The sequence below is a fragment of the Streptomonospora litoralis genome (genome assembly GCF_004323735.1).
In the GTDB taxonomy this organism is placed as follows: Bacteria; Actinomycetota; Actinomycetes; order Streptosporangiales; family Streptosporangiaceae; genus Streptomonospora; species Streptomonospora litoralis.
Genome location: NZ_CP036455.1, coordinates 5,406,582 through 5,428,413 on the forward strand (window position 1 = coordinate 5,406,582; position 21,832 = coordinate 5,428,413).

The window sequence follows — 21,832 nt, forward strand, 5'->3', positions numbered from 1 at the left end:
ATCGGTTGGCCTGTCTGCGGCGGGTTCCGGTGGTGCGCGATCGGCGGCACCGCGTCAGGTGTCCAGGTGGTCGGTGAAGATGCCGACGAGAATCCGGCCGTCCAGCCGCTCGTCGGGCAGGCTGAAGTGGACCCGGTTGCGGTGGCGCTCCTTCTTCGCGTGCCAGGCGCAGTGGTAGGTCTCGCCGCGGTACTCGACGTCCCGCTGCGCGATGGCCTTCGGATTGCTCCTGGTGTTGGGGCTTTCCGGGGAGGCGTCGATGCCCTTGGCTCCGAGATGCGCCTCTATCCGGTCCGGCTGGCCTTTGCAGGCGGCGACCGCGTCGGCGAAGTGGGCGTCGATCGCCGCGAGCGCCCGCACCACCCAGTCGCGCAGTTCCGCGTACGTGCCGTCGAAGGCGCCGAATCTCAGCGTCGGGGCGCAGACGAGGTTGGGGAAGGCGTTGGGCGCGTAGTCGAAGAACCGCTGCTCGGGCACGTTCTCGCGGGAGTAGAGACCCTGCCAGAATCCGGGCCGGTCCTCGGGACTGACGAGGAAGCACAACTCCGCCTCCTGCCCTCCCGCGGAGACGGGGAGCCACGACCGGCGGCGGTCGGTGAACGCGACGCAGCCGGTGCCGTGCCTGCGGTAGGCGTTGTCGAGCGCGTAGCCGAGCGACCAGGCGGGGTCGACGTCGTCGTCGCCGACCTTGACGGCGTCCGGCAGGGCGCCGGTCTCGTCGTCGTCCCAACTGCGACAGCGGTCGAGGAGCTGGCCGAGCAGCCGCCGGGTGTCAGCCGGTATCGGAGGTGCATCCACCCCGTACAGGAACTCCCACAGCTCTTGTCCGTCGTCGCACTCCTGGGAGAAGACCAGGCTGCACACCGCGACCGGGTCGTCGCTGCGCAGGGCCAGCAGCGTGTCGTTGAACACGTCCAACCAGTCGCCCAGTTCTTCGTCGCTTAGCCCGCGGAAGTCCAGGCTCGACTCGTCCACCACGTAGCGGAACGGCTCATCGGCGGCGGCGTCGGGCACGTGCCAACCTCCCCAGGTCGTGTTCGAGCTGGTCGAAGAAGCCCGCGGGCCATGCGGCGACCTGACCGTCGTCCTTGAGGCCGATCCGCACCGCCGCGGGCGCGCCCTCGTCGGCGGGGGTATTCGCGTCCGCGGCGGCGTTCGCGTCCGCCTCGCCGCCGAAGAACAGCATCGCCACCTCCTCGGCGGGCACCGTGCCCTCCTCGGCCGCCGCGATCCGGACGCCGTTGAGGACGTGGTCGCTGTGGGTCTCCACGAGTACCTGCACACCCGCGCCGGCGACCCGGCCGAGGAAGCGGCCGATGCGCGACTGGCCGGCCGGGTGCAGGTGCGCCTCGGGGTTTTCCACGATCAACATGCCGCCGGGCTCGGCGAGCAGTCCCGCCACGATGACCGGCAGCGCGTAGGAGACGCCGAACCCCATGTTCGTGGGCCGGATGGGCTCGCTGAAGACTCCGGGCTCGCGGAAGCGGATCGTGCTGGCCGTCAGGCCCGAGGGCCACTGCGCGTCGATGCGCAGCGGGCGGACGATGTCGCCGACCCACCCTTCGACATGGGTGCGCAAGGTCGTCACCGCGTACTGCTCATTCGTCGCCGGGTGCTGAACGGCTTCGGGCACCTGCCGGGTCGCGTTCATAGCCAGCACCTGAGCCGTGAATTCGCCCTGGTGGCCGACTCCGATCCGGGCGATGTCCGCGGCGGAGACATCGAGCTGGTCCCGCGGCCCGAGACGTTCGGCGCCGAGGTAGGTGAAACCGAAACCGTGCCGCGTCAGCTCCGGCAGCGGCGACTCGAAGACGTTCTCCAGCAGCACATAGAGCGCCCGCTCATCGGGCACGCTCATCCGGTAGTGCCGCTGTTGGGCACCGCTGCGCAGGATCAGCTCGATGCTGGACCCTTCGGCGTCCAGGCGCAGCAGCTCCTGCGCCTCGCCGAGCGCCAAACCGTAGGGGCCGTTGAGCTGGATGGTGTTGCCGCTCTGCAGCTCGGAGATCTGCCGGGCGAGCAGCAGCGACTGGATCACCGTGCTCTTGCCGGCGCCGTTGAGGCCGCTGAGCACCGTGAGACGGCCCAGGTCGAAGGACGCCCGGGTGAAGCGCTTGAAGTTGCGGATCTCCAGTGCGGTGATCACAGGCCGGCCCGAGCCGCGTCGCGCGTGGTCGAGAAGCGGTAGCGGACGCGCTGAGCGTCACCGGTGGAAGCGGTGATCGCGTACAGGTATGTGACATCGTCGGTCATGAGCCGGCGCGCTTCGGCGACGATCAGTTCGCGGCGCCGGGTCAGGTCGTCCGGACCGAAGTCGGTGAGAGAGATCGACCAGGCTTCGAACAGCGCGCGGTTCACCGGATTCAGCGACTCCGTGCCGTATGGCCACTTGCGGAATGCATGCTTGCCGAATACCAGGTAGGAGTTGTGCATGGCCCTCGTGAAAGCGGCCCTCAGATCGGCGACCTTGTCGTCGGGGACTTCCGCCGGGTCGTCGAGAGCGGCGGTGGTGCGTTCCAGGAAGGGCTCCATCGCCCGCAGCTTGAGGTACTCGTCCACACCGAAGATCCAGAAGGCGCAGAAGCGCAGCGCCATCTCTCGGTCGGTCATGCGCACCTGGTTGTACAGGTTGTTGGTTGCGGCGTTGAACTCCTCGGTGGCGGCCAGGTCGCGCAGGATGTCGCGGCTGCGGTCCTTGCTCATGGAGTGGCGGATCTCTTGTGCGTTGAGCGGGGTGCCGCCCGTGTTGATCCGCTTGAAGATGTCGTAGGTGACTTCGCGCGGGGTGGTGGGGTCGATGACGTGCACGACGATCTGCGCGTTGTTGATACGGCGCTGCAGCGCCGTGCCCAGGTCGGAGAAACGCTTGCCCTCTTCGGTCAGGTACTCCAGGCCCTTCAGCGCGAAACCGGTGTCTTCGCCGCCGCGCACGAAGGCGTTGATGGTGGAGAGCCGTTGCAGACCGTCCACGACGCGCAGCAGGCCGTCCGCGTCCTCCGCGAAGTAGAACGCCGGCAGCGGGATCTGCAACAGGACCGACTCGATCAGCCGGGACTTCTGCGGGACCTTCCACACCCGGTTGCGCTGGAATTCGGGGGCCAGCTCCAGCGAGCCGTCCTCGATCATGTCCATCACGTTGCGCAGCGAGAACTGCTTGGTGCTCACTCTGATGTCGTCGGGATTCCACGGCTTACCGGAACTCAGTTCGGCGTCGTCGGGAAGCTGCTCTACCTCGACGTCGGTGCCGATGTCCTGGAAATGCTCTTCCAGGATGTTCGGAGCGGTGGTCTCGTCCGGTAGCGCCATAGTGGGGGTCCTCGCTTCGGGCACGCACGCATCGGATCGGCCGAACCGGCTTCGGGATCGGCGCCGCCCGACTTCCTCCCGCCTTCGGTCCGCCCTCAACCCTAAGAGCCTAAAGACCCCTGCGGCAGGCGATTCGGTGTGATCGCAACACTTTTCCCGTGGCCGCGTCCGGCCGCGTCCGGCCGCGTGCGTCTCGGTTGCACCGGTAACTGTCCGGGGGCGTGCCGTGGCTGCAGGCCGGAAAACCATGCGTGGTTTGCCGGTGAAACAGCGCGGGGACTTCTAGGACCCCGTTCCGTACCCACCGGAGGTACTTGCGATGACTCGCACCTGGGAAGCCGATACGCGCGCCGGGATGCGGCGCCGGATCGGCCCCCCTCCTCTCGACCTCGGTGTCACCAAGGCCGGGCCGGACTGCCCGGAGATCTGGGAACTCGACAACGGCGACATCGCCGTCATCGGCCGCGACGCCACCGACGCCTACCGCGGCCGCCTTCCGTCCGGAGTCAGCGTGGGCACCGACGAACGGCTGGTGGTCATCCCCCGCGTCACGCTGGCGGCCGCCAAGCCGGAGATCCCCGATGCTTGAGGGCTTGCGCGACCTGCCCGCCATACCGCTGGAGCGCAGCGCCTACCACGCCGAATACCGGCGCGAGTACGCAGCCGGCGGGGTGTTCTGGAAGCTGGAGCGCGCCCAGACGTTCCAGGAGCCCGGCGACCCCAGTTGGGAGGCTTTCGCCAAGGGAGACTGGGCGCGGGCGGTGGAACTGAACGAGGCGGACCGGTCCGAAGCCGAGGCCATGGCCGCCAAGGACCGCGAGGTCGGCATGCAGACCCGGCGCATACGCGTCGTGGAGCATCCGGTGAGCCCGTACTTGCAGTGGGAGATGCAGTTTCTGCGGCTGCTGGCCGAGTCGGGGCAGTCGCTGCGTGTGCTCACCGCCGAGCGGGTGGCCCATCTGGAGGGGCAGCGCACGCTGCCCGAGGTCGTGCTGCTCGGTGACCGGGTGCTGTTCCTGGTCCGCTACGACGCCGCGGGCCGGGCGCGGGGTGCTTGGCGGGTCGATGATCCCCGCGCGATCGCCGACACCGCAGCGGAACTGGCCGAGGTGTTCGGGTGGGGTGAGCCGCTGCTGGAGTACTTCCACCGGGAGATCGCGCCGCTGCCGCCTCCGGCCGTTCCTGCATGAGCGGAACTGCCGAGTCCTCCGCCGGGGCGTCACCGCGCGGCACACACCGCAGGTGGCGTCTCGGCGGCGTTATGTTTGCGCCCGTGGTGCTCGTACTCGTCGTGGTAGCGGTCGTCGGGCTCGTCGGCCTGTCACCGCTCGCCTTGGGGCTGGTCCGCGGTATCAGCGGCGACTGGGAGGGGCTGAGCGTCGTCGGTCAGACCTACGGCGCGGCCTCAGCGCTACTGGCAGGGCTCGCACTGGTCGGTGTCGTCGCCACACTCGTGGTGCAGGCGCGCGAGACGCGGATGGCGCGAGAACTCGCGCTGCGGGATTCCAACAGCGAGCTGCTGCGCATGGCCATGGAAAACGAAGAGTACGCCGAGTGCTGGGGCGCGAACATGTCCGCGACCGGCAGCAAGGCGCAGCGGCAGAGCATGTACACCAACATGATCGTCTCCCAGTGGGAGATGGCCTTCGACTCGCGCGCCGTCAACGATGAGCATGTGCGGACGCTCGCGCGCAATCTGTTCGTCGGCCCGGTCGGTTGGGAGTACTGGAATCGTGTACGCGAAGTGCGGTTGCACACCGCCGGGACACGCAGGTCGCGCCGGTTCCATCGCATCCTCGATGAGGAGTTCCAGCGGGCTCCGGAACCGCCCGCCGCTCCCGCCGCGGGGTCAGGGCGCAGGCGCTTGGGCGGCGGGCGCGGAGAGCGCAGCAACCGGGTCAGCGGAGCTCCTGCGGCCGCGTCAGTGCTAACGGGACTCGTCGGGTTCGGGGCCGGCGCGCTGGTTGCCCGGTTACTGAAGAGGCTGCGGCGGCGAGCAGCGTGAACCGATCGCGGCGATAACCATCGGACCCGGGCTCGGGTTCACGAACTGCTCTGCCGTGAGCCGGCGGCCTGCCTGCCGGCACTGCCTACGACGTCCAGAATGTAGCCGGGGTGCCGCAGGTCGGCCCAGGTGAAGCGGACGATACGGACATCGGGATGTGCGGCGGCGAGGGCGTTCTGCCTGCGCCGGTCGTGCAGCAGCGCCTCGGGCAGTTCGTGCGGTCCGCGGCCGTCGGCTTCGACGAGCAGCCGGCGTTCCGCCCACCACAGGTCGCCGACGGCGATCAGGTGCCCGCGCGCATCGTAGAACGGGTGCTGGAGGTCGTCGGGGGGTAGCCCGCCGTCGCCGCATATGAGCCGGATCCTGGTCTCCAGGGGACTCTGCGCACGGCCGTCGGCCATGCCCCACCACGGCAGGGACCGGGCACAGCCTGCGCGGTCGCTGTTGGCGGCGGCGAGGCCCGGCAGCTCGTCGGCCGCGACGAGCTGCCGGTTGAGCGCGGAGTCGAGCAGGCACACCGCCGTGACCCGGTCGACCCGCAGCACGGTGTCCCGCAGCGTCCGGCCCGGGACGGTCGCGCGCATACCTCCTCTGGTCGTGAACTCGCCGCGGTCGGTGGCCCAGGTGTGCAGGGTGATCCCGGGGACCCTACGCCGGCTGCCCCGGCCGGGGATCGTCATGTGCACCGCGCCGTCCCAGGGCGGCAGACCCTGCATTCCCCACAACCGTGCGGCGGTCTCGGCGCTGGCGAACGCGGCGGGACCCAGCGCCAGCTGAGCCGCCATCGCCGCGGAGAGGAACCGGCCCCGAGCGGTGCCGCCCCCGGTGCCGCGATCCAGGTAGACCCCGTGGTGCATCCGCACCCACCTGCCCCGGTTCAGCAGGCTGCGCAGGGTGCGCCGGCTGAGACCGCACCGGCGCACCTGCTCACTGCTGATCACCCCGTACTGGCTTGCCGCGATGCGCTGGGCCTCTTGGGAAGGATCCATGAGTACGAGCATCGCCGCCGGGATGCGGCCGCGTCCCCGCCGATTGTGCGCCTGTGGACAACGCGCCTACCGGCACCGGGGTGTCGGGGGCGGGGGCGGGGGTTGCGGGGCGGCGGGATGGTGCAACTCCAGGGCGTCAAAAGCCATCTGCCGTGAAGTTATGGCCGCTTTTCGCCACTCGATTGGGCATTTCAGCGGGATCATTCCGGATCGATGGGCGCGGCGGGGTGGGTGGGGTTGGTGGGGTTGGTGGAGTGCTTGGGGCGGGTGCAGTGCTTGGGGTGGGTGGGCAAGGTGCGGTCCTGGCCCAGAGGGTGAGGAGGAGGGTGTCGGGGTCGGGGGCCTCGATGAGGGCGGTGGGGGTGGCGGCCCAGTAGGACTGGGTCGACTCGCCGAACCAGATGACGGTGTGGCGGTGCTGGGCTTGGATCGCGGCGGCCGTGCGGTGTTCGGCGGTGAACTCGCGGGTGCGGCCGTACATGCGGTCCTGCTTCGCGGAGCGGCGGGCGCGGCACGGCGGGTGCGCGCAGGTCTTGCAGGGGCGGGTGGTGGTGGGGGTGATGCTTGTGGGGGTGCCGCTTGTGGGAGTGGCCGTGTCCGCGGGCTCGCGCTGGGGCGGGGGCGCGGGTGCGGGTGCGGGTGTGGGCGCCGGGGGCGGAGTGGGGGCGGGCGCGGGTGCACGATCGGGAGTGGGCGCGGGCGCGGGGGCGGGGATGGCAACGTCGCGGCGCCTGGGGATGGAGAAGGTGAAGGCGCGGCGGGCGGCGGTAATCTCAGGCATTGATTCCGTTCCTTCGCTTGAGCTGTGGATGCGTTCTGGGATCAGGGCCCGGGAGGTGGTGGTGCACCGTCCCGGGCCGCTTGCCGTCGGGCGGCGGTGACTCGGTGGCTGGGCCGTCTGGTCAGGCGACGGCCCACGCGCTGCCGGAGAAGTCGTAGGCCAGGTGGAACCACACGTGACGGTGGGTCGGTAGACCGTTGTCGCCCCACCTGGTGGCCAGGGCGTCCACGAGAGCGAGCCCGCGCCCGCCGGTGGAGTCGGAGTCCAGACCGGCCGGGTTCGGCGCGAGGTAGCTGCGGTCACGGCAATCCCAGACCCCGGTACCGGGCTCGCCGCCGTCACGGCAGGTGAGCGTGAGCCCGTCGGCGAAGCGGTCGACACGGAGCGTGTAGTTGCCGCCGGGGCCGCCGGAGCGGGAGTGCTTGATGGCGTTGGCCGCGAGTTCGGTGCCGAGGAGGTCGAAAACGTGGCGGTAGTCGGGGTCCTGGTCGGCGGCGCAGCCGGTGAGGAAGGCGTGGACCAGGGGGAAGAGGGCCGTGTCGCCCCAGAAGGTGAAGGCGCGGGAGCGGAAGGGCGCGCGGGGAGCGTGGGGGTCGAAGTAGTGCTTCTTCTGCCAGGGGATGAGGAGGGTGAGCGGGACGGTTACGGGCGGTAGCTGGTTGAGGGCAGGGCGGGTGGAGGGCATGGCTGCTCCTTGAGGTCTCGGGTGGCGCGAGAAGAGGTCGAGCGGATGTGGCGGTACCCGCGGGCAGCTCATTTTTCGGACAGGGCGGCGGGCGGGTAGTAGCGTGGCCGGTGGACACTGGGAGTGATGCATCAGTGACCATCTACACACTCATAGTGGAACTCGAAATTCGAGCTGTCAACACCATGATTCGAATTTCGAGTAACGATCGTCTAGGATCATGGCCATGCACCGTCCCCTGAGCCCCACAGTGCGACGCCGCCGGTTGGCCACGGAGCTGCGGCGACTCCGCGAATCCTGCGAGCTGAAGCTGTCCACCGCAGCCAAGCAGGCCAACGTGCCAGCATCGACGCTCAGCAATATCGAGACGGCTGAAGCGAGGCGCATCAAGCCCCGCGACATCGACGCGCTCGCTGACCTCTACCAAGCTCCAGCCGATGCCAGGGAGGCACTTCACGAGCTGGCGCGCGAGTCCAAAGAGCAGGGCTGGTGGTCCAAGTACAAGGATGTCTTCGGAGGCAATGCACTACCTGACTTCGAGGTAGAAGCCTCCATGATCCGGACATACGAGGCCCAGGTCATCCCGGGCCTCTTGCAGACTCCTGCGTACAGCGAGGCAGTCTTTCGAGGTGGCCGCGCTTACACCGAGAGTGAGGTTCAGCGGCACGTCGACGCACGACTTCAGCGGCAGCAGATCCTCAGCCGCCACGACCCACCCCAGATCTGGGCCGTCATCGATGAGGCCGCGCTGCGGCGGAAGATCGATAACCCCGGCGTCATGCACGAACAGCTACAGCATCTGCTCAACATCGCTACTCGTCACAACGTGGACATCCAGGTCCTGCCCTTTACTGCTGGTATGCACGCTGGCCTCTCCGGATCGTTTCTGATCTTGGATTTCCCGGCGGAACTGGACCCCAGCATCGTCTACACAGAGACCGCCACAGATAGCCTCTTTGTCCAGGATGCTCCGTCTGTACAGCGGTTCGTGACGATTTTCGCCAACCTCAACTCGGCCGCGCTTCGGGCACCGCATACTGTGAAGTTCATCCGACACATCATGGAGTCCGACGATCAGCATGACGACGACTGAGCGACTGGTGTTCTTCAAGTCCAGTTACAGCAGTGACCGGGTGAACTGCGTCGAAGTGGCCGACCTCCCTGCCGGCGCGGCGCTGCGGGACTCGAAGCACCCCGACGCCGGACACCTGACCTTCCCCGCCGCCGAGTGGGACGCCTTCCTCACCGCCGCCCGCGCTGCTGAGCTGTAGTGCGCGGTTCACGATTCTGAGGGGCCTCACCTGCCGGTGTGGCCCCGCTGGCGTCGAGATCGGCGACCGTCAGGACTCGGCGGCACGCAGGCGCTCAGAGAAGACCGCGTGCGCCTGGCGGTACTCCCCCTCGCGGTCCGCCTTGTAGAACGGCGCTTCGTACCCCTCTGGCACGGGCTCTGTGCCCGATGAGTTCAAATACTTCTGAAGCTGGAGGTAGTGCTCCTTCGTCTGGCCGTGGCCGTAGGTGTGGTGGCTAGCGGCGATCTTACGCCCCTTTGCATCGAACCAGATTTCCTTCTCGCGTTCAGCTAGCACCGGATACCGCGAGCGGTACACCGCGACCAACTCCTCGGCACCGATGCCGAACCAAGCTGAAACCAAAGCGTCCAGCTCCACCAAAGCTGCTCGGCGCTCTCGCTCAGTTCGCAGGGGAGTGCCGTAGTCCCACTCCGCACCGACCCCGCCAAGAGGCGCGAGCTCTGGCCAGCCCACAGCCCACGATTCCTCTCGCCAGTGGGAGGCGTACAATTCCGCCCATAGTGGCGCATAAGCAGTGGTCAGGCAGTTCAGGCGGAGTGTACGCAAGAGAAGTGGCGCTGCGAGAGAGTGACCGGGAAAGGGAGCAATCATACTGTTCGCCTCGGCTACCTGCAAATGCGAACGTCCGGTGATTCGGAGTAGATAGTCAAGGGGCAAGGACGCCCAGAAACCGGCACTGAGCACCGTTTCTCGATTATTATCCAAAGCAAGCGAGTGCACTGTATGGACATGAGCCGGCCCAGGTGGCAAGAGAGCGGAAAACAAAGACCGTTCGGTATCAAAAGGAATCATTACACGCCACGCAAGGCGGAAAAATTCAGTATAACGACGACCATTCCACACATCCTGAGCCGACTGGTATTTCTTCAAATCGCACGCCCGCTGGTAATTCGTTACAGGGACCGCGTCAGATGGGAGCGCTACAAGATCCCAGGACAACCAATCGTTTTGACTCTTGCAAGGGTTCTTTGGTTGCTTCGCAAAAGAATTTTGCTGTGAAATATGCGGACCTTGCAGGACCGCATCATTCAGGGAGCCAGGAAGCCCCGTATCCCATCGAATTAGACCAACTTTTTTCGCATTCGCCTCATCATAACCACGTGTTATAAACGGTGACTTTTCCCCGAGGCGATGACTATAGCTAGCAAGCGCATTAATTGCACCTGTTTCTGCAGTGGTAACTGGGTACAGCAGCGGAGCCCTGCTCGCATCTCCAGGTGAGCCTGTAAGTTTCGCCCATTCCTCCAGCGACCTAATATCCACAAAAATAACCCTAGATTTATGCGGACGAAGATCCCATTCCCCGTCCACCCTAACCCCCGGCCGGACCCCTGAACCGTCATGGTCAAGAGATGTTAAAAGCGTTTCCGCGCCATAAAGATAGCTCGCGTGCAAAAACCCAATTTTACCAATCGAGCCATAGACATTCACACTAAAGGAAACATTGTTATGGACATCCGAGAATATTTTTCTTTCGTTTCTAAAATGCCCATGGATGCGCAAATGGCCATACGCCGATTCCCTCAGGCGCTCTTCCTTAGTCCCACCAAAGTGCGTATCGGGATGAATCAAGCCGGCGTTCCCGCTCCGACTCAGGTTCACCCAGACCCGACACATGAAAGCTCGGTACAAATCTGGCTGTGTACCCGATAGAAGTGAGTATGTGACGTCATCTGAAAGAAAGTCGCGCATCCCCGCCGTATTAGCGAGATCCCCAAGAAAGTAACCCCGTACGTCGGGTGACTCCAATATCTTGTCCTTGCGCCCCCGTTTAACATCGGCCGGCACCTTCTCCGCCAGCGCAAACCACGGATCCACCTCCGCCAACACCGTATCTTCATTCCACCGGGGCCTCACCCAAGGCGGGTTCCCCACCTGCAGATCAAACCCGCCCCGCGCAAACACATGCGCGAACTGCAACTCCCAATGGAAGAACCCGTGCCGCTGCGCAATACCTTCAGCTTCCTTCAACCAAGGAAACCGGGTGCCCAAATCCAGCTCATCGACCATCCCCATCATTCGGGGCAACTGCTCTTCGCTGTCGCTCAGCTCAGCAAGCGTGTCCAGCTCGTCGAACAACGAATCCGCCGGAATGTCCGCCTTCCCCAGGAGCGCCTCCGCGAACTCCAGCCAAGCATCCAGGTCCGCCAGCGGGACATGCCGTTCCCCCGACTCCGCGAACAGTGAGCCGCCCCCCGGCTGGCTCACCTCTGGCGTGGCCTCCAGCCGCTCGTACTCCTCGTCGCTGCCGTCCAGCAGCCCGGCCTTCTGCACCGGCCAGAACCACAGTGCGCACCACGCGTCCATCAAGGTCTTCAGCCGCCAGTACGGCGTCCCCTGCGTGGTCAGGTCCGCCAGCACCTTCTCCCGCGGCACGGCGTCCTCCGGGTGGCGCAGGTCGTCGGCGCCCCACACGTCCACCCGCCGACTGATCTCCCACTCGGAGATCTCCAGCCGCTTGGTGACCGCCCGCCACAGGAACTCCGCGCGCCGGGCGAGGTCCTGAAGCCGCGCCACCTGCGACTTCTGCCCGTTCTTCCCACGCTGTCCCTGCTTGCCTTTCGCGGACGGCGCCTTGCGCATCGCCTTGCGCCAGTCCGCCAGCCGCTTCGCGTCGTCCGGCGCCAGCGCCTTCGCGTCCTTCTCGCTCGCGACCGCGCCCCACCCCGCCGCGGGCAGCAGGAACTGGTGGATGTTCCCCTCGGGGAACTCCCCTTCGGTGACCGGCCAGTCGTAGGGCTCGGCCCGCAACCACTCGGCGCGCCCCAGCTCGTCCAGCGCCGCCGCGCCCCGCTCGCACGCCTCCCGCGCGCTGTCGACGTCGGCTAGGCGCTCGTTCAGCTTGCCGACCGCCGCCCCCAGCCTGTGGACGGTGTCGGCCAGGACGTCGGCCGGGCCGCCGGCCTCGTCGCGGATCTGCGACACGCTCGCGGCGAGGTCTTCGGGCGCCTGCCGGGACTCCGCCGCCTTCTTCAGCGTCGCCAACTGCGGCCGCAGCAGGTCCAGCCCCGCCGCTCCAAGGTCCAACTCCTCAAGCAGCCCGTCCAACGACTCCGCCGAGCGCTCCAGCATCTCCCGCTTATCGGCGTGCTTGGCCTTCTCCGCTTCCTTCACCCGCCGCTGCCGCAGCTTGCGCAGGCCCTCCCGCGCACCCGCGATCCGCTCCTCCGCCGCCGCAACGGCCCGCCGCGCCGCCTTCAGCTCGCTCGGCGACTTGTCGACATCCTCCGGCGCGCGCCCCAGCCATCCCGACTTCTCCAGCGCCGCCGGCGCGTAGCTCTTCCGCCCGCACCCCACCAGCGAATTCCCGCGCCGCAGGTGCAGCCCGAACCACGGCGCCCGCATGCCCGGATGCATGACGTTGAGCCACAGCGACACCTCGGCCAGTTCCACCGCCGTCGTGTTCAGGTCGACGCCGTAGCTGTTGTGCAGGGCGATGTACGCCTTCACCGCCTGCAATTTCTCCTTGTAGTTCTCCGGGGTGAGCGGCTCGTAGCGGCCGCCGCCACTCGACCCCGCTACCTCGGCCTCCCCCGCCTCCTCGGCTTCCTGGTCGACTTCCTTCCGGCGCCGCCGCAGGTACTCCTCCGCCACCTGGTTGATGGCCTCGTTCAGGAACGCGCCCGAGCCCAGCGCCGGCTCGCAGATCGTCCAGTCCAGCAGCTCGCGCGCGGGCGTCGTCTCGCCGTTCTGGTCCAGCCGCTCGCGCAGCGTCAGCTGCACCGTCGTCCGCGTCAGCGACTCCGGCGTGTAGTAGGAGGCGCTCGTCTCCCGGTCCCGCCCCGCCAGCCGGTACACGAACGCGCCCGGCCGGTACCGCACCCGCTCGTCCGTCTTGTGGCCCTCTTCATCGCGCCGGTGGACCCACACGTCGTCCGGGTAGTCGTCGGCGGCGGAGTGCGGCACCAGCCACGAGCCGTCCTTCGGGTCGCCGTTCTTGGCGACCTCGTACAGCTCCTCCTCGGCGATGAACCCGGTGTAGGACATCAGCCCCTCGTACACCGCACCGAGCTGGTTGATGCCGAGCTGCGCGTACGAGATGAACCCGCCGCGCTCGTGGCGCCGCCCGCGCGCGAGCATCAGCAGCCGCAGCACCTTGTACAGCGCCTCGTTGCGCAGGCGGGTGTCCAGAGTCGGCGAAGCGGGGTCGTCCAGGTCGAAATCCGGGTGGACGAGCTTCGTGTCGCCGATCAGCCGCGTGCGCTCGGGGTCGAACAGGTCGGCGCGCAGCGCCTCGAAACGCAGCCCCTCGCCCTCCGACAGTCCGGCCATGTCCTCCGTCGGCCCAGCGCCGCGCGGCCGGTGCCCCTCGTTGACCATTTGGAACAACAGGTCCAGCGACTGGTACAGGTGTGTGCTGTTCCGCGCCTCCTCGCCCCTGAGGTCGTACCAGACCAGCTCACCGAGCCGCGCCATGCTGTAGCCCTGCATATAGGACTCGTCGTCGGCGGGCACCACGCCCAGCTCCGGCCGCGCCTCCGCATACAGCAGGAACAGGATGCGGTACAGGTAGCGCAGCGCCTCGCGGGCCAGCTCACCGGCGAAGTCGGTGGGGGCGTCCTCGGTGCCGCTCGCGCCTTGGTCGGGTCCGGGGATCCGCTCGGGGCGCACCCCCTGCTCGGCCAGGCGGGCCAGCACCTCGTTGGCGATGATCTCGACGGACTCGCGCAGGCCATCGCGCAGGCCCTCGGAAACCCCGACGGCGTGCTGGCGGGACTCGTCGAGCAGGGTGGTGAGCCGTTCGGCGCCGCCCTCCTCGGGCGGCAGGAGGGTGTCGGCGCCGAACAGTGCGGCGATGGTGCCCAGCTCGGCCTCGTCCTTGGCCGCCCCGCCGCTGCCGCCGCGGCCCAAGGCGATGTCCAGGCTCGCGGCCAGGTAGCGGCCCTCGCCCCAGACGGCCTGGTCGGCGAGGACGACGACGCCGCCGGCCAGGATGAGCACGTAGCGCAGCTCGGGGTCGTTGTTCAGCAGCCAGGAGGCCAGCTCGCTGCCGGTTTGCAGGGTCTTCTGCGGGCTGAGTTGGACCGGGTCCAGCAGGCGGCCCGCCTGGTCGGTGTCCAGGGCGGCGTCGGTGTCGGGCGCCCAGCCGCACTCGATCGCGACAAGGGTGGGCTCGGCGTGGGCGAGGCGCACGCGGACAGGGTCGTCGCCGCTGCCGCCGAGGGCGAACTCGCGCTCGACCGGCTCGGGCTGCGGGGTGAATCCGAGGGCGGCGAGTACGTCGCGGTGCAGCTCGTGCAGGCGCTTGCGGTGCGCGGCGGCGTCGTCGGGGAGGGGCGTGGTGCCCTCGCGCTGGTTCTCCAGGTATTCGGCGAAGTCCTCGCGCTCGTCGAAGTAGCGGGACTTCAGCGCGCGCAGGCCGACGCGCGGGGTGGCGGCGGTCGGCATCTCGCCGCGGGGTGCGCGGCGGGTGGTGCGGTCGCGCGCGCCCTCGCGTTCGGCGCGCTCGCGCTCGTCCCACTCCTTCCACAGGCCGCTCTTGCCCTTGAGGGACTTGGGCAGGACCTCGGCGAGGTAGTGGGCGGAGAAGTAGTCGCCGCGGTTGACCAGTGAGTCGTAGCTCACGATGCCCCTTTCAGTGGCCGGGCTTTCCTGCGAAGGGTCGGGTCCGCTCGGCGGCAAGCCGGCGCACGGTGCTTCACGCTTTCGTGCCCTATTGCCGCAACCTGGGTGGTGACGGGGGTGTGGAGGGTTCTCGGGTTTTTCCCGGAGGGTGCCTGCACAAGAACAGGGACGGCTGCTACCCGCTCGGTTTCAGCGGCTTCAGCACCGCCAGGACGCGCAGCAGCGGCTCGCCGACGGTGCGCATGCTCCGCATCAGCCGCTGCCGCTCGTCGACGGTCTCCTCGACCTCGCCCCGCCTGCGGCGGGCGCGCCACTCGGAGCCGCTGTTCTCCAAGCCCTCCAGGCTGAGCTGTCGCCACTCCTCCAGCTTGCGCTCGGGTTCGGCGAGGTCGGCGGCGATGGCGCTGTCGTAGTCGGCGCGGTGGCCGTCCAAGTGCTCCCGGGCCGTCCGCACGGCCGGATCGACCAGCTTACGCAGCGGCTCCAGGTCGCCGATGCCGCCGGTGTTGTTCATGTTGGGGCCGACACCCGCACGGTCGAGGACGTCGAACATGTCCTCCACTCGGGGCTCGTCCGGCAGGCCGGTGACGGCCATCCACCGCACGACCGTGGGGCGGCCCAGCTCGTTGGAGTAGATGCCCTGCACCAGCAACACAGGTTCGGCGACGTCGGCGGCGACGACGGGCGCCTGGCGGCGGTGCACCTCCACCTGGACCTTGTCGACCAGCCACTCCACCATGGGATGCAGGTCGCTGACGTAGGCGATCTCGGGCCAGCTGGTCTTGGTGCTGCGGGCCTCCTCGCGCTTGGCGTCGGCCAGCGCGGCGTCGAATGTGACGCGCATGCGCTTGGTGACCTGGTGCGCGCGCAGGTAGGACGCGGGCAGCACGGAAAGGCGGTTGGCGAGGTCCTTGGGCGGTTCGAACGCCAGCAGCTTGCCGTCGTCGTCCACGTGCAGCTCGGGGCAGACGGTGTCGAGGGCGGTACGCACGAACGCCTCGGTGGAGTCGAACAGGCGGGGAACCGGCGCCGGCTCGGGGGCGGCGGCGTGTTCGGGCACGCCCACGTCACCGCCGAAGAAGTCCGCCATCGGGTCGTCCGCCGCCGACTCCAGCGACTCCTCGACCGTTTTGCCGGAAAGGAGGTCGTGGACCAGGCGGTCCTCCTCCTTCTTGGCGGTGTACTCGCCGGCGACGGCCTCGGCGCTGCCCATGCTGCGGTGCGCCTGCTCCTCGCGCGCCAGGAGCTTCTCGGAGACCGTCGTGTCGTCGTAGGCCCCCTCGGTCGCGGAGGTGAGCACGAGCGCCTTGAACCGCGGGTTGTGCTGCTGGCCGTAGCGGTCGATGCGGCCGTTGCGCTGCTCGATGCGGATGAGGCTCCACGGCAGGTCGTAGTGCACCAGGTGGTGGCACTGGCGGTGCAGGTTGACGCCCTCGGAGGCGAGGTCGCCGGTGAGGAAGAGCCGCACCGGGGAGTCGGCGAGTGAGAAGTCGTCGATGATGTGCTGCTGCTGCTGGTCGGACATGCCGCCGTGCAGCAGGGAGACCTGGTCGGGGCCCAGCCCGAGCAGGGCGGGGACGGTGTCGCGCAGCCACTTCAGGGTGGGCACCGACTCGGAGAAGACGACGGCGCGGGTGGGGCTGCGCTTGCCGACTCCGATGCCGCTCAGCTGCTCGACGAGCTTGGCGAGCTTGGCGGAGTCCTCATCGGACATGGCGCCGGCGAGGCGGGCGAGTTCCCGCAGCGCCGTGTGCTCCCGCTGGTCGGCGGGATCCGTGACGGTGCCGGTGGCGCGGTCGGTGATGGTCGCCAGCCGTCGGTCCACCGTGGAGGCCAGCGCCTTGTGCGACGAGAGGAAGGCTTTGAGCAGGGTGTAGGGGAACAGGCGCCGCTCCTTGCCGACGACGGGGCCGCCGTCGAGAGGGCGCGCGCCGAACCAGGTCCGGGCCAGCTCGGCGAAGACGCGCTCCTCGGCGGGGGTGGCGGTGCAGTGCACCGGCTCCGAAGGTCCGCGCTCGGGCCACCTGTCGCCCATCTCGCTCTGCACCTCGGGGTTGACCTTGGTGCGCCGGATGTAGAGGTGGTCGATGTCGGATGCGCTGTAGTTTCCCGGGTCGGCGATGGCGGCGGGGTCGAGCAGCCGGATGAGCTGGGCGAAGGAGGCCGCGTCCCCGTTGTGCGGGGTGGCGCTGGCCAGCAGCAGCGCGTCGGTGTGCGCCGCCAGCAGCTTCGCCAGCTCGTTGCGCAGGTTGCCCTCGTTGATGAGGTTGTGCGACTCGTCGATGACGACCGCGTCCCAGTGCATGCTGCGCAGGTGGCGGCCGTACTTGCCCTGGTTCTTCAGGGTGTCCACGGAGATGATGGCGCGCTTGTAGTAGAGGAAGGGGTTGCGGCCGGCGGGGATGTCACGCTGGACCCGTTCCAGCCCGACCGAGTCGAGGCGCACGAGGGGGATGGCGAACCGGGTCCACAGCTCCTGCTGGAACTGCTCCAGCACCTGCTGCGGGGTGACGACCAGGATGCGCTCGCCGCGGCCGCGGCGGATCAGCTCGGCCAGGGTCAGCCCGATCTCCAAGGTCTTGCCGAGGCCCACGACGTCGGCGAGCAGGATGCGGGGGCGCAGGCCCTTCAGCGCCAGCTCGGCGGGGCGCTGCTGGTAGACGTGGTCGTCCAGGAGGAACTTGCCGGTCATGGCGAGGCGGCGCTCGGACTGCGGCAGGGGCGTGCGGCGCAGCACCGACTCCAGGAACAGGCGGCTGCGGGCGAAACGGGGGGTGTCGTCGGCGACGAGCTCGGTCTCCTCGGGGCGCAACTGGCGTACGCCGAGATCGGAGGGGTCGGCGCGCTTCTCCAGACCGGTGAAGAAGACGGCGTCCTCGCCGCGGACGAACTCGGAGAGGCCGACGGCCCGCACCATGTAGCCGTCCTCGGCGGCGTCGGCGGGGACGCAGGTGCGCACCATCCACTCGGCGTCGCGGACTTCGATGCGCGCGCCGGGGGCGAACGGGGTCGCCTCCGGGGCGGCTGCGGCGCTCGCGCCTTCGGCCATTCCGCTCCCCAATCGTGTATGCGGGCTTGCTCCGGGCCTGCTGCGGGCCCGTGCGCGTGTGTCGTGCGGGTCGTGCGTCCGCCGGGGGCGGCGATGGACGCACGGCGGGTCGCCGTCCGGTCCGCGGCCCTGCCGCGCACACCGGGCGCGGATCCCGACCGCGTCGTTGGTCGCCCGTGCCTGGGATCAGGTTGTCACCCGCGGCTGTGTATCAGGCGGTTTGGGCCGAACCGTTATGCGTGCGGCGGCGGACAGGCGGGCCGGGGCGCGGCGGGCGGGCTCACGCGTAGGCGCGGCGGAGCCGTTCGGCGGTCCGTGCGACGACGGGCGTGTTCGCTGCGCGCGGCCTGCTGCGACCGGTGTGGCGCGGCCGCCGCACGGGCCGGGCGATCACCCGGTCGTCGGACTCGTCCGCGCCGCGTACATAGGTTTCGCGGGCCAGAGCGGTGCGGGCCGCGGCGGGCGAGCGGCCGGAAACGGCCAGCCGCTCGACGAGCAGCTTGCGCACCTCGGTCAGCGGGGGGCGGGCCGCGGGGGCGTGCGCGAGCATCCGGCCGATCAGCGGGGACAGTTCCTCCGGGGCGCCGCCGAGGTCGGGGAGGACGTCCTCGCTCGTCAACGCGGCGAGGACGGCCGGTATGGCGGGGCGCTGATAGGGGTAGTGCCCGGTGACGGCATAGAGCAGGGTCGCGCCGAGCCCGTAGACGTCGGCGGCCGCCGCGACGTCGTCGGGAGAGTCGACCTGCTCGGGCGCCATGCACGCCGGAGTGCCCACGGTGGCTCCCGTGGCCGTGAGCTCGCTGCCGGGACCGCCGAGGGCGACGAGGCCGAAGTCGATGACGCGGGGCCCCTCCGGGCCCAGCAGCACGTTGCTCGGTTTCAGGTCGCGGTGCAGTAGGCCGACGGCGTGGATCTCGTCGAGCGCCTCGGCGAGAATCAGGCCGAGGGCGGCGCCCTGCTCCGCGCCGAGCGGGCCGTACCCCTGCACGTAGTCCTTCAAGGACAGGCCGCGCACGAACTCCATCGCCAGCCACGGCGGATCCTCCCCGGGCGGGGCCGCGTCGAGCAGCGCCGCCGTACCGGGTCCCTGCACCATCTGCATGGCGGCGATCTCACGTGCGAACCGCCCGCGGAGGTCTTCCCGTTCGGCGTACTCGTCGAGCAGTACTTTCACCGCGACGTACTCACCGTCCTCGGTGACACCGGCGTAGACGCGGCCCATGCCGCCTTTGCCGAGCCGACCGCGCAGCGTGATGCCGCCCAGAGAACGGGGGTCGGCGGGAGCGAGGTCTTCCACGGGGCACCTTCCTGTCGGACGGGGGGGTAAGGCGGCAGCGCCGGGCGGAGCGGCGGCCGCCTCGAACCAGGGCCGGGCCGGTCGAAAGTCCAACCTACTTCACCAGTCGAAATAATGACTACTGGCGTTGAAGAACATCAGCACGGAAACAGACACCAGAAATATAGTGGCAAGTACTCTGGTTGCGTTATCGAGCTCTCTTCCTTTTTTTCTCTTCATACCTGCGGCCAAAAAAGGGAACCCATGAGACAGAGATCTTATGGAGCGCATCCCACTTCCTGTAGTTCAAATATGAGGCGCCCAGCAGGAGAAGCGATAAAGCCGACACGGTCAAATAGCTGCCAGCGCTCATTAACCCTCCGGATATGATGCTGCTTTGCAGCAGCGGCGCTGTTCCATCCCGCCGGTCTCCACAATCGCCCCTGAACACTTCACCCGGTGTCAGCGATCATCGTTCCGCGGTCTATCAAGTAGGTCGGGATGACGTAGGTGGACGGATCGGTGCGCGGCGAGCCGATTCGTTGGAAGAGCATCTCCGCCGCCAGCCGCCCCAGAGCACGGGTGTCGTAGCTGACCACGGTCACCGGGTGCGGCAGCAGCGGGGCGAACTCGAAGTCGTCGAAGGCGGCCAGGCGCAGGCGGCTGCGGCGCCGTACCAGTTCCTCGACCGCGCCGAGGAGGATGCGGTTGTTGCCGCAGAAAAGTGCGGTAGGGGGGTGGGGGCCGTCGAGCATGGCGCCGACGGCGTCGCCCGCGCTGCGCGGGCGGTCGGAGTAGATTCGCGCCGCGTGCCTGCCGGACTCCAGCCCCGCCTCTCGCAGCGCCTCCCGCGCCCCGGCCAGGCGCTCGCGCATTGTGAAGTCGTTGAGCGTGTCGGTGATCGTCCCGATCTCCCGGTGGCCCTCGGCGATTAGGCGGCGGAAGAGGTCGCGGGTGCCGGTGCGGTTGTCGAGCAGGACCATGTCGGACCGGGGGCCGCTGGGCGGACTGTCGATGAAGACGACGGGGGTGCCGCGGGCGATCTCGTCGAGGTAGGACTGGTCGCCGCCGGTGCACGCGATGATCAACCCGTCGACCCGGCGCTCGCACAGGTCGAGGACCAGTTCGCGCTCGCGGGCGGTGTCCCATCCGGAGCTGGCCGTGATCAGCTGCGTGTCGAAGCGCTCGGCGACCTCCGCGGCCGCCGCGGCGATCGTCGAGTAGAACGGGTTGGCCAGATCGAGGATGATCAGCCCGATCGTTCCGGTCGTGCGCCCGCTGCGCAGGTTGGCGGCGACGCTGTTGCGCTGGAAGCCCAGATCGGACATCGCCGTGCGGACACGCTCGGCGAGGGCGGGGCGCACCGTCGGCACATCGTTGGCCACCCGCGAGACGGTTTTGAGGCTGACACCGGCGGCCCGGGCGACGTCGATCATGGTGGGCCGGCGCCCGGTGGCCGATCCGTCGGCCTGGTCGGTCATGGGCTCCCTCGGTGGGGCCGGCGGGGCGGGCACCGGCGCGCTGATTCGCCGACTGCAACGGCGTCGGTGGGGCCAAGATACTCGAAGCACAAGGGGGAGACAACGTTGTCTTCCGGTGCTCGGTGCCGCCTGAACACCGAAAACCCGAAATGTTTCGAAACCGTCTCAAGCTGCATGAATGTCCGACGATGTCTTGACATCCTCATGTGCTCCAGATCACTGTACTCGGGACAACGTTGTCTACCGGGAGGGCAGCATGGGGCCACAGTGGATGCCTGTCGCGGTGATGGACCACTTCTACCGCGGCGGTGCGGCGATCGCCGCCCTGCGGGGCGGTCCGGTCCGATGTGAGCGCTCACCTGAGGAGTGGCTCGCGTCGGTGACACCGCGTTTCGGCACCACATCCGACGGCCTGAGCCGCATGGCCGACGGCACGCTGCTGCGCGACGCCGTCGCCGCCGATCCCCCCGCCTGGCTAGGCCAAGACCACCTCGCACGCTTCGGCCCCCAGCCCGAACTGCTGGTCAAGCTCCTCGACGCCGGAGAGCGCCTCCCCGTCCACCTGCACCCCGACCGGCCCTTCGCGGAACGCCACCTCTCCTGCGGCCACGGCAAGACCGAAGCGTGGGTGGTGCTGGACGCGAGCGAGGACACCACCGCCCACCTCGGATTCTCGGTACCCGTGGGTCGAACGGAACTCGCCGGCCTGGTCGAGCGCCAAGACACCGGCGGGCTGCTGGCGCGGATGCACGAGATCCCCCTGCGCCGCGGCGACACGGTCGTGGTACCGGCGGGCGTGCCGCACGTCCTGGGCGCCGGCGCGTTCGTGCTGGAGGTCCAGGAGCCCACGGACTTCTCCATCCTGCTCGATTGGGACGGCTACGCCCTCGACGGCCCGCGGGAGGGGCACCTCGGGCTGGGCTTCGACGTCGCCCTGGAGGCGGTGCGCCGCACCCCGCTGAGCGCCGAGGAGGTGGCGGCGCTGCGTGTGCCCGCCGCATTGTCCGCCGAGCCTGCGGAGCAGCCGCGGCCGCTGCTGTCACCCGAAGCGGCGCCCTTCTTCCGCGCCGACCTGCTGCGGGCGCCCGAGGCGTCGAGCACGGAGATCCCTGTTGGCTACGGCGTACTCGTCGTCCTCGACGGCTTCGGCGCCCTCGCCGATTCGGGCGGCGAGATGCACGCGCTCGCTCGCGGCGACGTGGTCGCCCTGCCGTACTCCGCCGGCCACCTGCGGTTGAGCGGCGGGGCCACCGCCGTGCTGTGCCGCCCTCCGGAACCCGCCGACCCGGGCGCGCCGGACGCCGGGGCGCCGTCCACCACCGCCCCCACCTGACCCGCGTCCCCCGCACCCGCGGCGGACTCGCCACACACCCGACACCTGC

The 21,832-nt window shown here is 68.8% G+C and carries 15 protein-coding genes; 6 read left to right on the forward strand and 9 right to left on the reverse strand.

Translation table 11 applies throughout. The features are described from left to right. Nucleotides 1-54: 54 nt before the first annotated feature. Genes EKD16_RS23060 through EKD16_RS23070 form a run of 3 tightly spaced genes read right to left on the reverse strand, consistent with a single transcriptional unit; the run spans nt 55 to nt 3,306 of the window. Nucleotides 55-1,014, reverse strand: coding sequence for a hypothetical protein (locus EKD16_RS23060; protein ID WP_131101340.1), 960 nt, complete (start codon nt 1,012-1,014; stop codon nt 55-57). Beyond that, entirely contained in the window at nt 992-2,146 is a 1,155-nt protein-coding gene (locus EKD16_RS23065; protein WP_131101342.1) for a DUF3696 domain-containing protein, read from the reverse strand. The genes EKD16_RS23060 and EKD16_RS23065 overlap by 23 nt, the downstream gene beginning before the upstream one ends. After that, nucleotides 2,143-3,306: a DUF262 domain-containing protein gene (locus EKD16_RS23070; RefSeq protein ID WP_131101344.1), complete on the reverse strand. Its 1,164-nt coding sequence runs from the start codon at nt 3,304-3,306 to the stop codon at nt 2,143-2,145. The genes EKD16_RS23065 and EKD16_RS23070 overlap by 4 nt, the downstream gene beginning before the upstream one ends. Before the next feature lie 319 nt (nt 3,307-3,625). Here EKD16_RS23070 and EKD16_RS23075 point away from each other — a divergent pair, with 319 nt between their 5' ends. The 3 genes from EKD16_RS23075 (at nt 3,626) to EKD16_RS23085 (ending at nt 5,311) form a co-directional block, all read left to right on the forward strand. Next, the gene (locus tag EKD16_RS23075; protein ID WP_131101346.1) at nt 3,626-3,895 is read left to right on the forward strand and encodes a hypothetical protein; all 270 of its coding nucleotides are present in this window, start codon (nt 3,626-3,628) and stop codon (nt 3,893-3,895) included. Next, complete coding sequence (locus EKD16_RS23080; protein ID WP_131101348.1) at nt 3,888-4,496, forward strand: DUF6879 family protein; 609 nt, start codon at nt 3,888-3,890, stop codon at nt 4,494-4,496. The genes EKD16_RS23075 and EKD16_RS23080 overlap by 8 nt, the downstream gene beginning before the upstream one ends. 83 nt (nt 4,497-4,579) lie before the next feature. Continuing rightward, the gene (locus tag EKD16_RS23085; protein WP_131101350.1) at nt 4,580-5,311 is read left to right on the forward strand and encodes a DUF6082 family protein; all 732 of its coding nucleotides are present in this window, start codon (nt 4,580-4,582) and stop codon (nt 5,309-5,311) included. Between the two features lie 38 nt (nt 5,312-5,349). Here the strand turns inward: EKD16_RS23085 and EKD16_RS23090 are convergent, their stop codons facing one another. Both EKD16_RS23090 and EKD16_RS23100 read right to left on the reverse strand, forming a co-directional pair. After that, a complete protein-coding gene (locus EKD16_RS23090) occupies nt 5,350-6,300 on the reverse strand; it encodes a type IV toxin-antitoxin system AbiEi family antitoxin domain-containing protein (RefSeq protein WP_131101352.1) in 951 nt (316 codons plus the stop codon). 902 nt (nt 6,301-7,202) lie between these two features. After that, nucleotides 7,203-7,766, reverse strand: coding sequence for an ATP-binding protein (locus EKD16_RS23100; protein WP_165498645.1), 564 nt, complete (start codon nt 7,764-7,766; stop codon nt 7,203-7,205). 226 nt (nt 7,767-7,992) lie between these two features. Between EKD16_RS23100 and EKD16_RS23105 the strand changes: the two genes are divergently transcribed. After that, nucleotides 7,993-8,859 carry a helix-turn-helix domain-containing protein gene (locus EKD16_RS23105; RefSeq protein WP_131101354.1) on the forward strand — a complete coding sequence of 289 codons (867 nt, stop codon included), beginning with the start codon at nt 7,993-7,995 and terminating at the stop codon, nt 8,857-8,859. Next, nucleotides 8,846-9,037: a DUF397 domain-containing protein gene (locus EKD16_RS23110; protein WP_131101356.1), complete on the forward strand. Its 192-nt coding sequence runs from the start codon at nt 8,846-8,848 to the stop codon at nt 9,035-9,037. The genes EKD16_RS23105 and EKD16_RS23110 overlap by 14 nt, the downstream gene beginning before the upstream one ends. A gap of 69 nt (nt 9,038-9,106) precedes the next feature. Here EKD16_RS23110 and EKD16_RS25885 read toward each other — a convergent pair whose 3' ends face one another. From EKD16_RS25885 to EKD16_RS23130, 4 genes are all read right to left on the reverse strand, one after another. After that, nucleotides 9,107-14,644, reverse strand: a complete 5,538-nt coding sequence (locus tag EKD16_RS25885) for an Eco57I restriction-modification methylase domain-containing protein (protein WP_207391382.1) — start codon at nt 14,642-14,644, stop codon at nt 9,107-9,109. Between the two features lie 175 nt (nt 14,645-14,819). Beyond that, complete coding sequence (locus EKD16_RS23120; protein ID WP_131101358.1) at nt 14,820-17,693, reverse strand: DEAD/DEAH box helicase; 2,874 nt, start codon at nt 17,691-17,693, stop codon at nt 14,820-14,822. Nucleotides 17,694-17,973: 280 nt separating this feature from the next. Continuing rightward, entirely contained in the window at nt 17,974-18,990 is a 1,017-nt protein-coding gene (locus EKD16_RS23125; protein WP_131101360.1) for a serine/threonine-protein kinase, read from the reverse strand. Between the two features lie 431 nt (nt 18,991-19,421). Then, a complete protein-coding gene (locus tag EKD16_RS23130; protein ID WP_242677135.1) occupies nt 19,422-20,450 on the reverse strand; it encodes a LacI family DNA-binding transcriptional regulator in 1,029 nt (342 codons plus the stop codon). Between the two features lie 271 nt (nt 20,451-20,721). Here EKD16_RS23130 and EKD16_RS23135 point away from each other — a divergent pair, with 271 nt between their 5' ends. After that, nucleotides 20,722-21,783, forward strand: a complete 1,062-nt coding sequence (locus EKD16_RS23135; RefSeq protein WP_207391383.1) for a class I mannose-6-phosphate isomerase — start codon at nt 20,722-20,724, stop codon at nt 21,781-21,783. The last annotated feature ends 49 nt before the right edge of the window (nt 21,784-21,832 follow it).

Excerpts from the sequence above, each read along its gene's own strand:
- EKD16_RS23070 (WP_131101344.1), bottom strand. The coding sequence starts at position 3,306 with ATGGCGCTACCGGACGAGACCACCGCTCCGAACATCCTGGAAGAGCAT.
- EKD16_RS23075 (WP_131101346.1), top strand. The coding sequence starts at position 3,626 with ATGACTCGCACCTGGGAAGCCGATACGCGCGCCGGGATGCGGCGCCGG.
- EKD16_RS23080 (WP_131101348.1), top strand. The coding sequence starts at position 3,888 with ATGCTTGAGGGCTTGCGCGACCTGCCCGCCATACCGCTGGAGCGCAGC.
- EKD16_RS23090 (WP_131101352.1), bottom strand. The coding sequence starts at position 6,300 with ATGGATCCTTCCCAAGAGGCCCAGCGCATCGCGGCAAGCCAGTACGGG.
- EKD16_RS23100 (WP_165498645.1), bottom strand. The coding sequence starts at position 7,766 with ATGCCCTCCACCCGCCCTGCCCTCAACCAGCTACCGCCCGTAACCGTC.
- EKD16_RS23105 (WP_131101354.1), top strand. The coding sequence starts at position 7,993 with ATGCACCGTCCCCTGAGCCCCACAGTGCGACGCCGCCGGTTGGCCACG.
- EKD16_RS23110 (WP_131101356.1), top strand. The coding sequence starts at position 8,846 with ATGACGACGACTGAGCGACTGGTGTTCTTCAAGTCCAGTTACAGCAGT.
- EKD16_RS23120 (WP_131101358.1), bottom strand. The coding sequence starts at position 17,693 with ATGGCCGAAGGCGCGAGCGCCGCAGCCGCCCCGGAGGCGACCCCGTTC.
- EKD16_RS23130 (WP_242677135.1), bottom strand. The coding sequence starts at position 20,450 with ATGACCGACCAGGCCGACGGATCGGCCACCGGGCGCCGGCCCACCATG.
- EKD16_RS23135 (WP_207391383.1), top strand. The coding sequence starts at position 20,722 with ATGCCTGTCGCGGTGATGGACCACTTCTACCGCGGCGGTGCGGCGATC.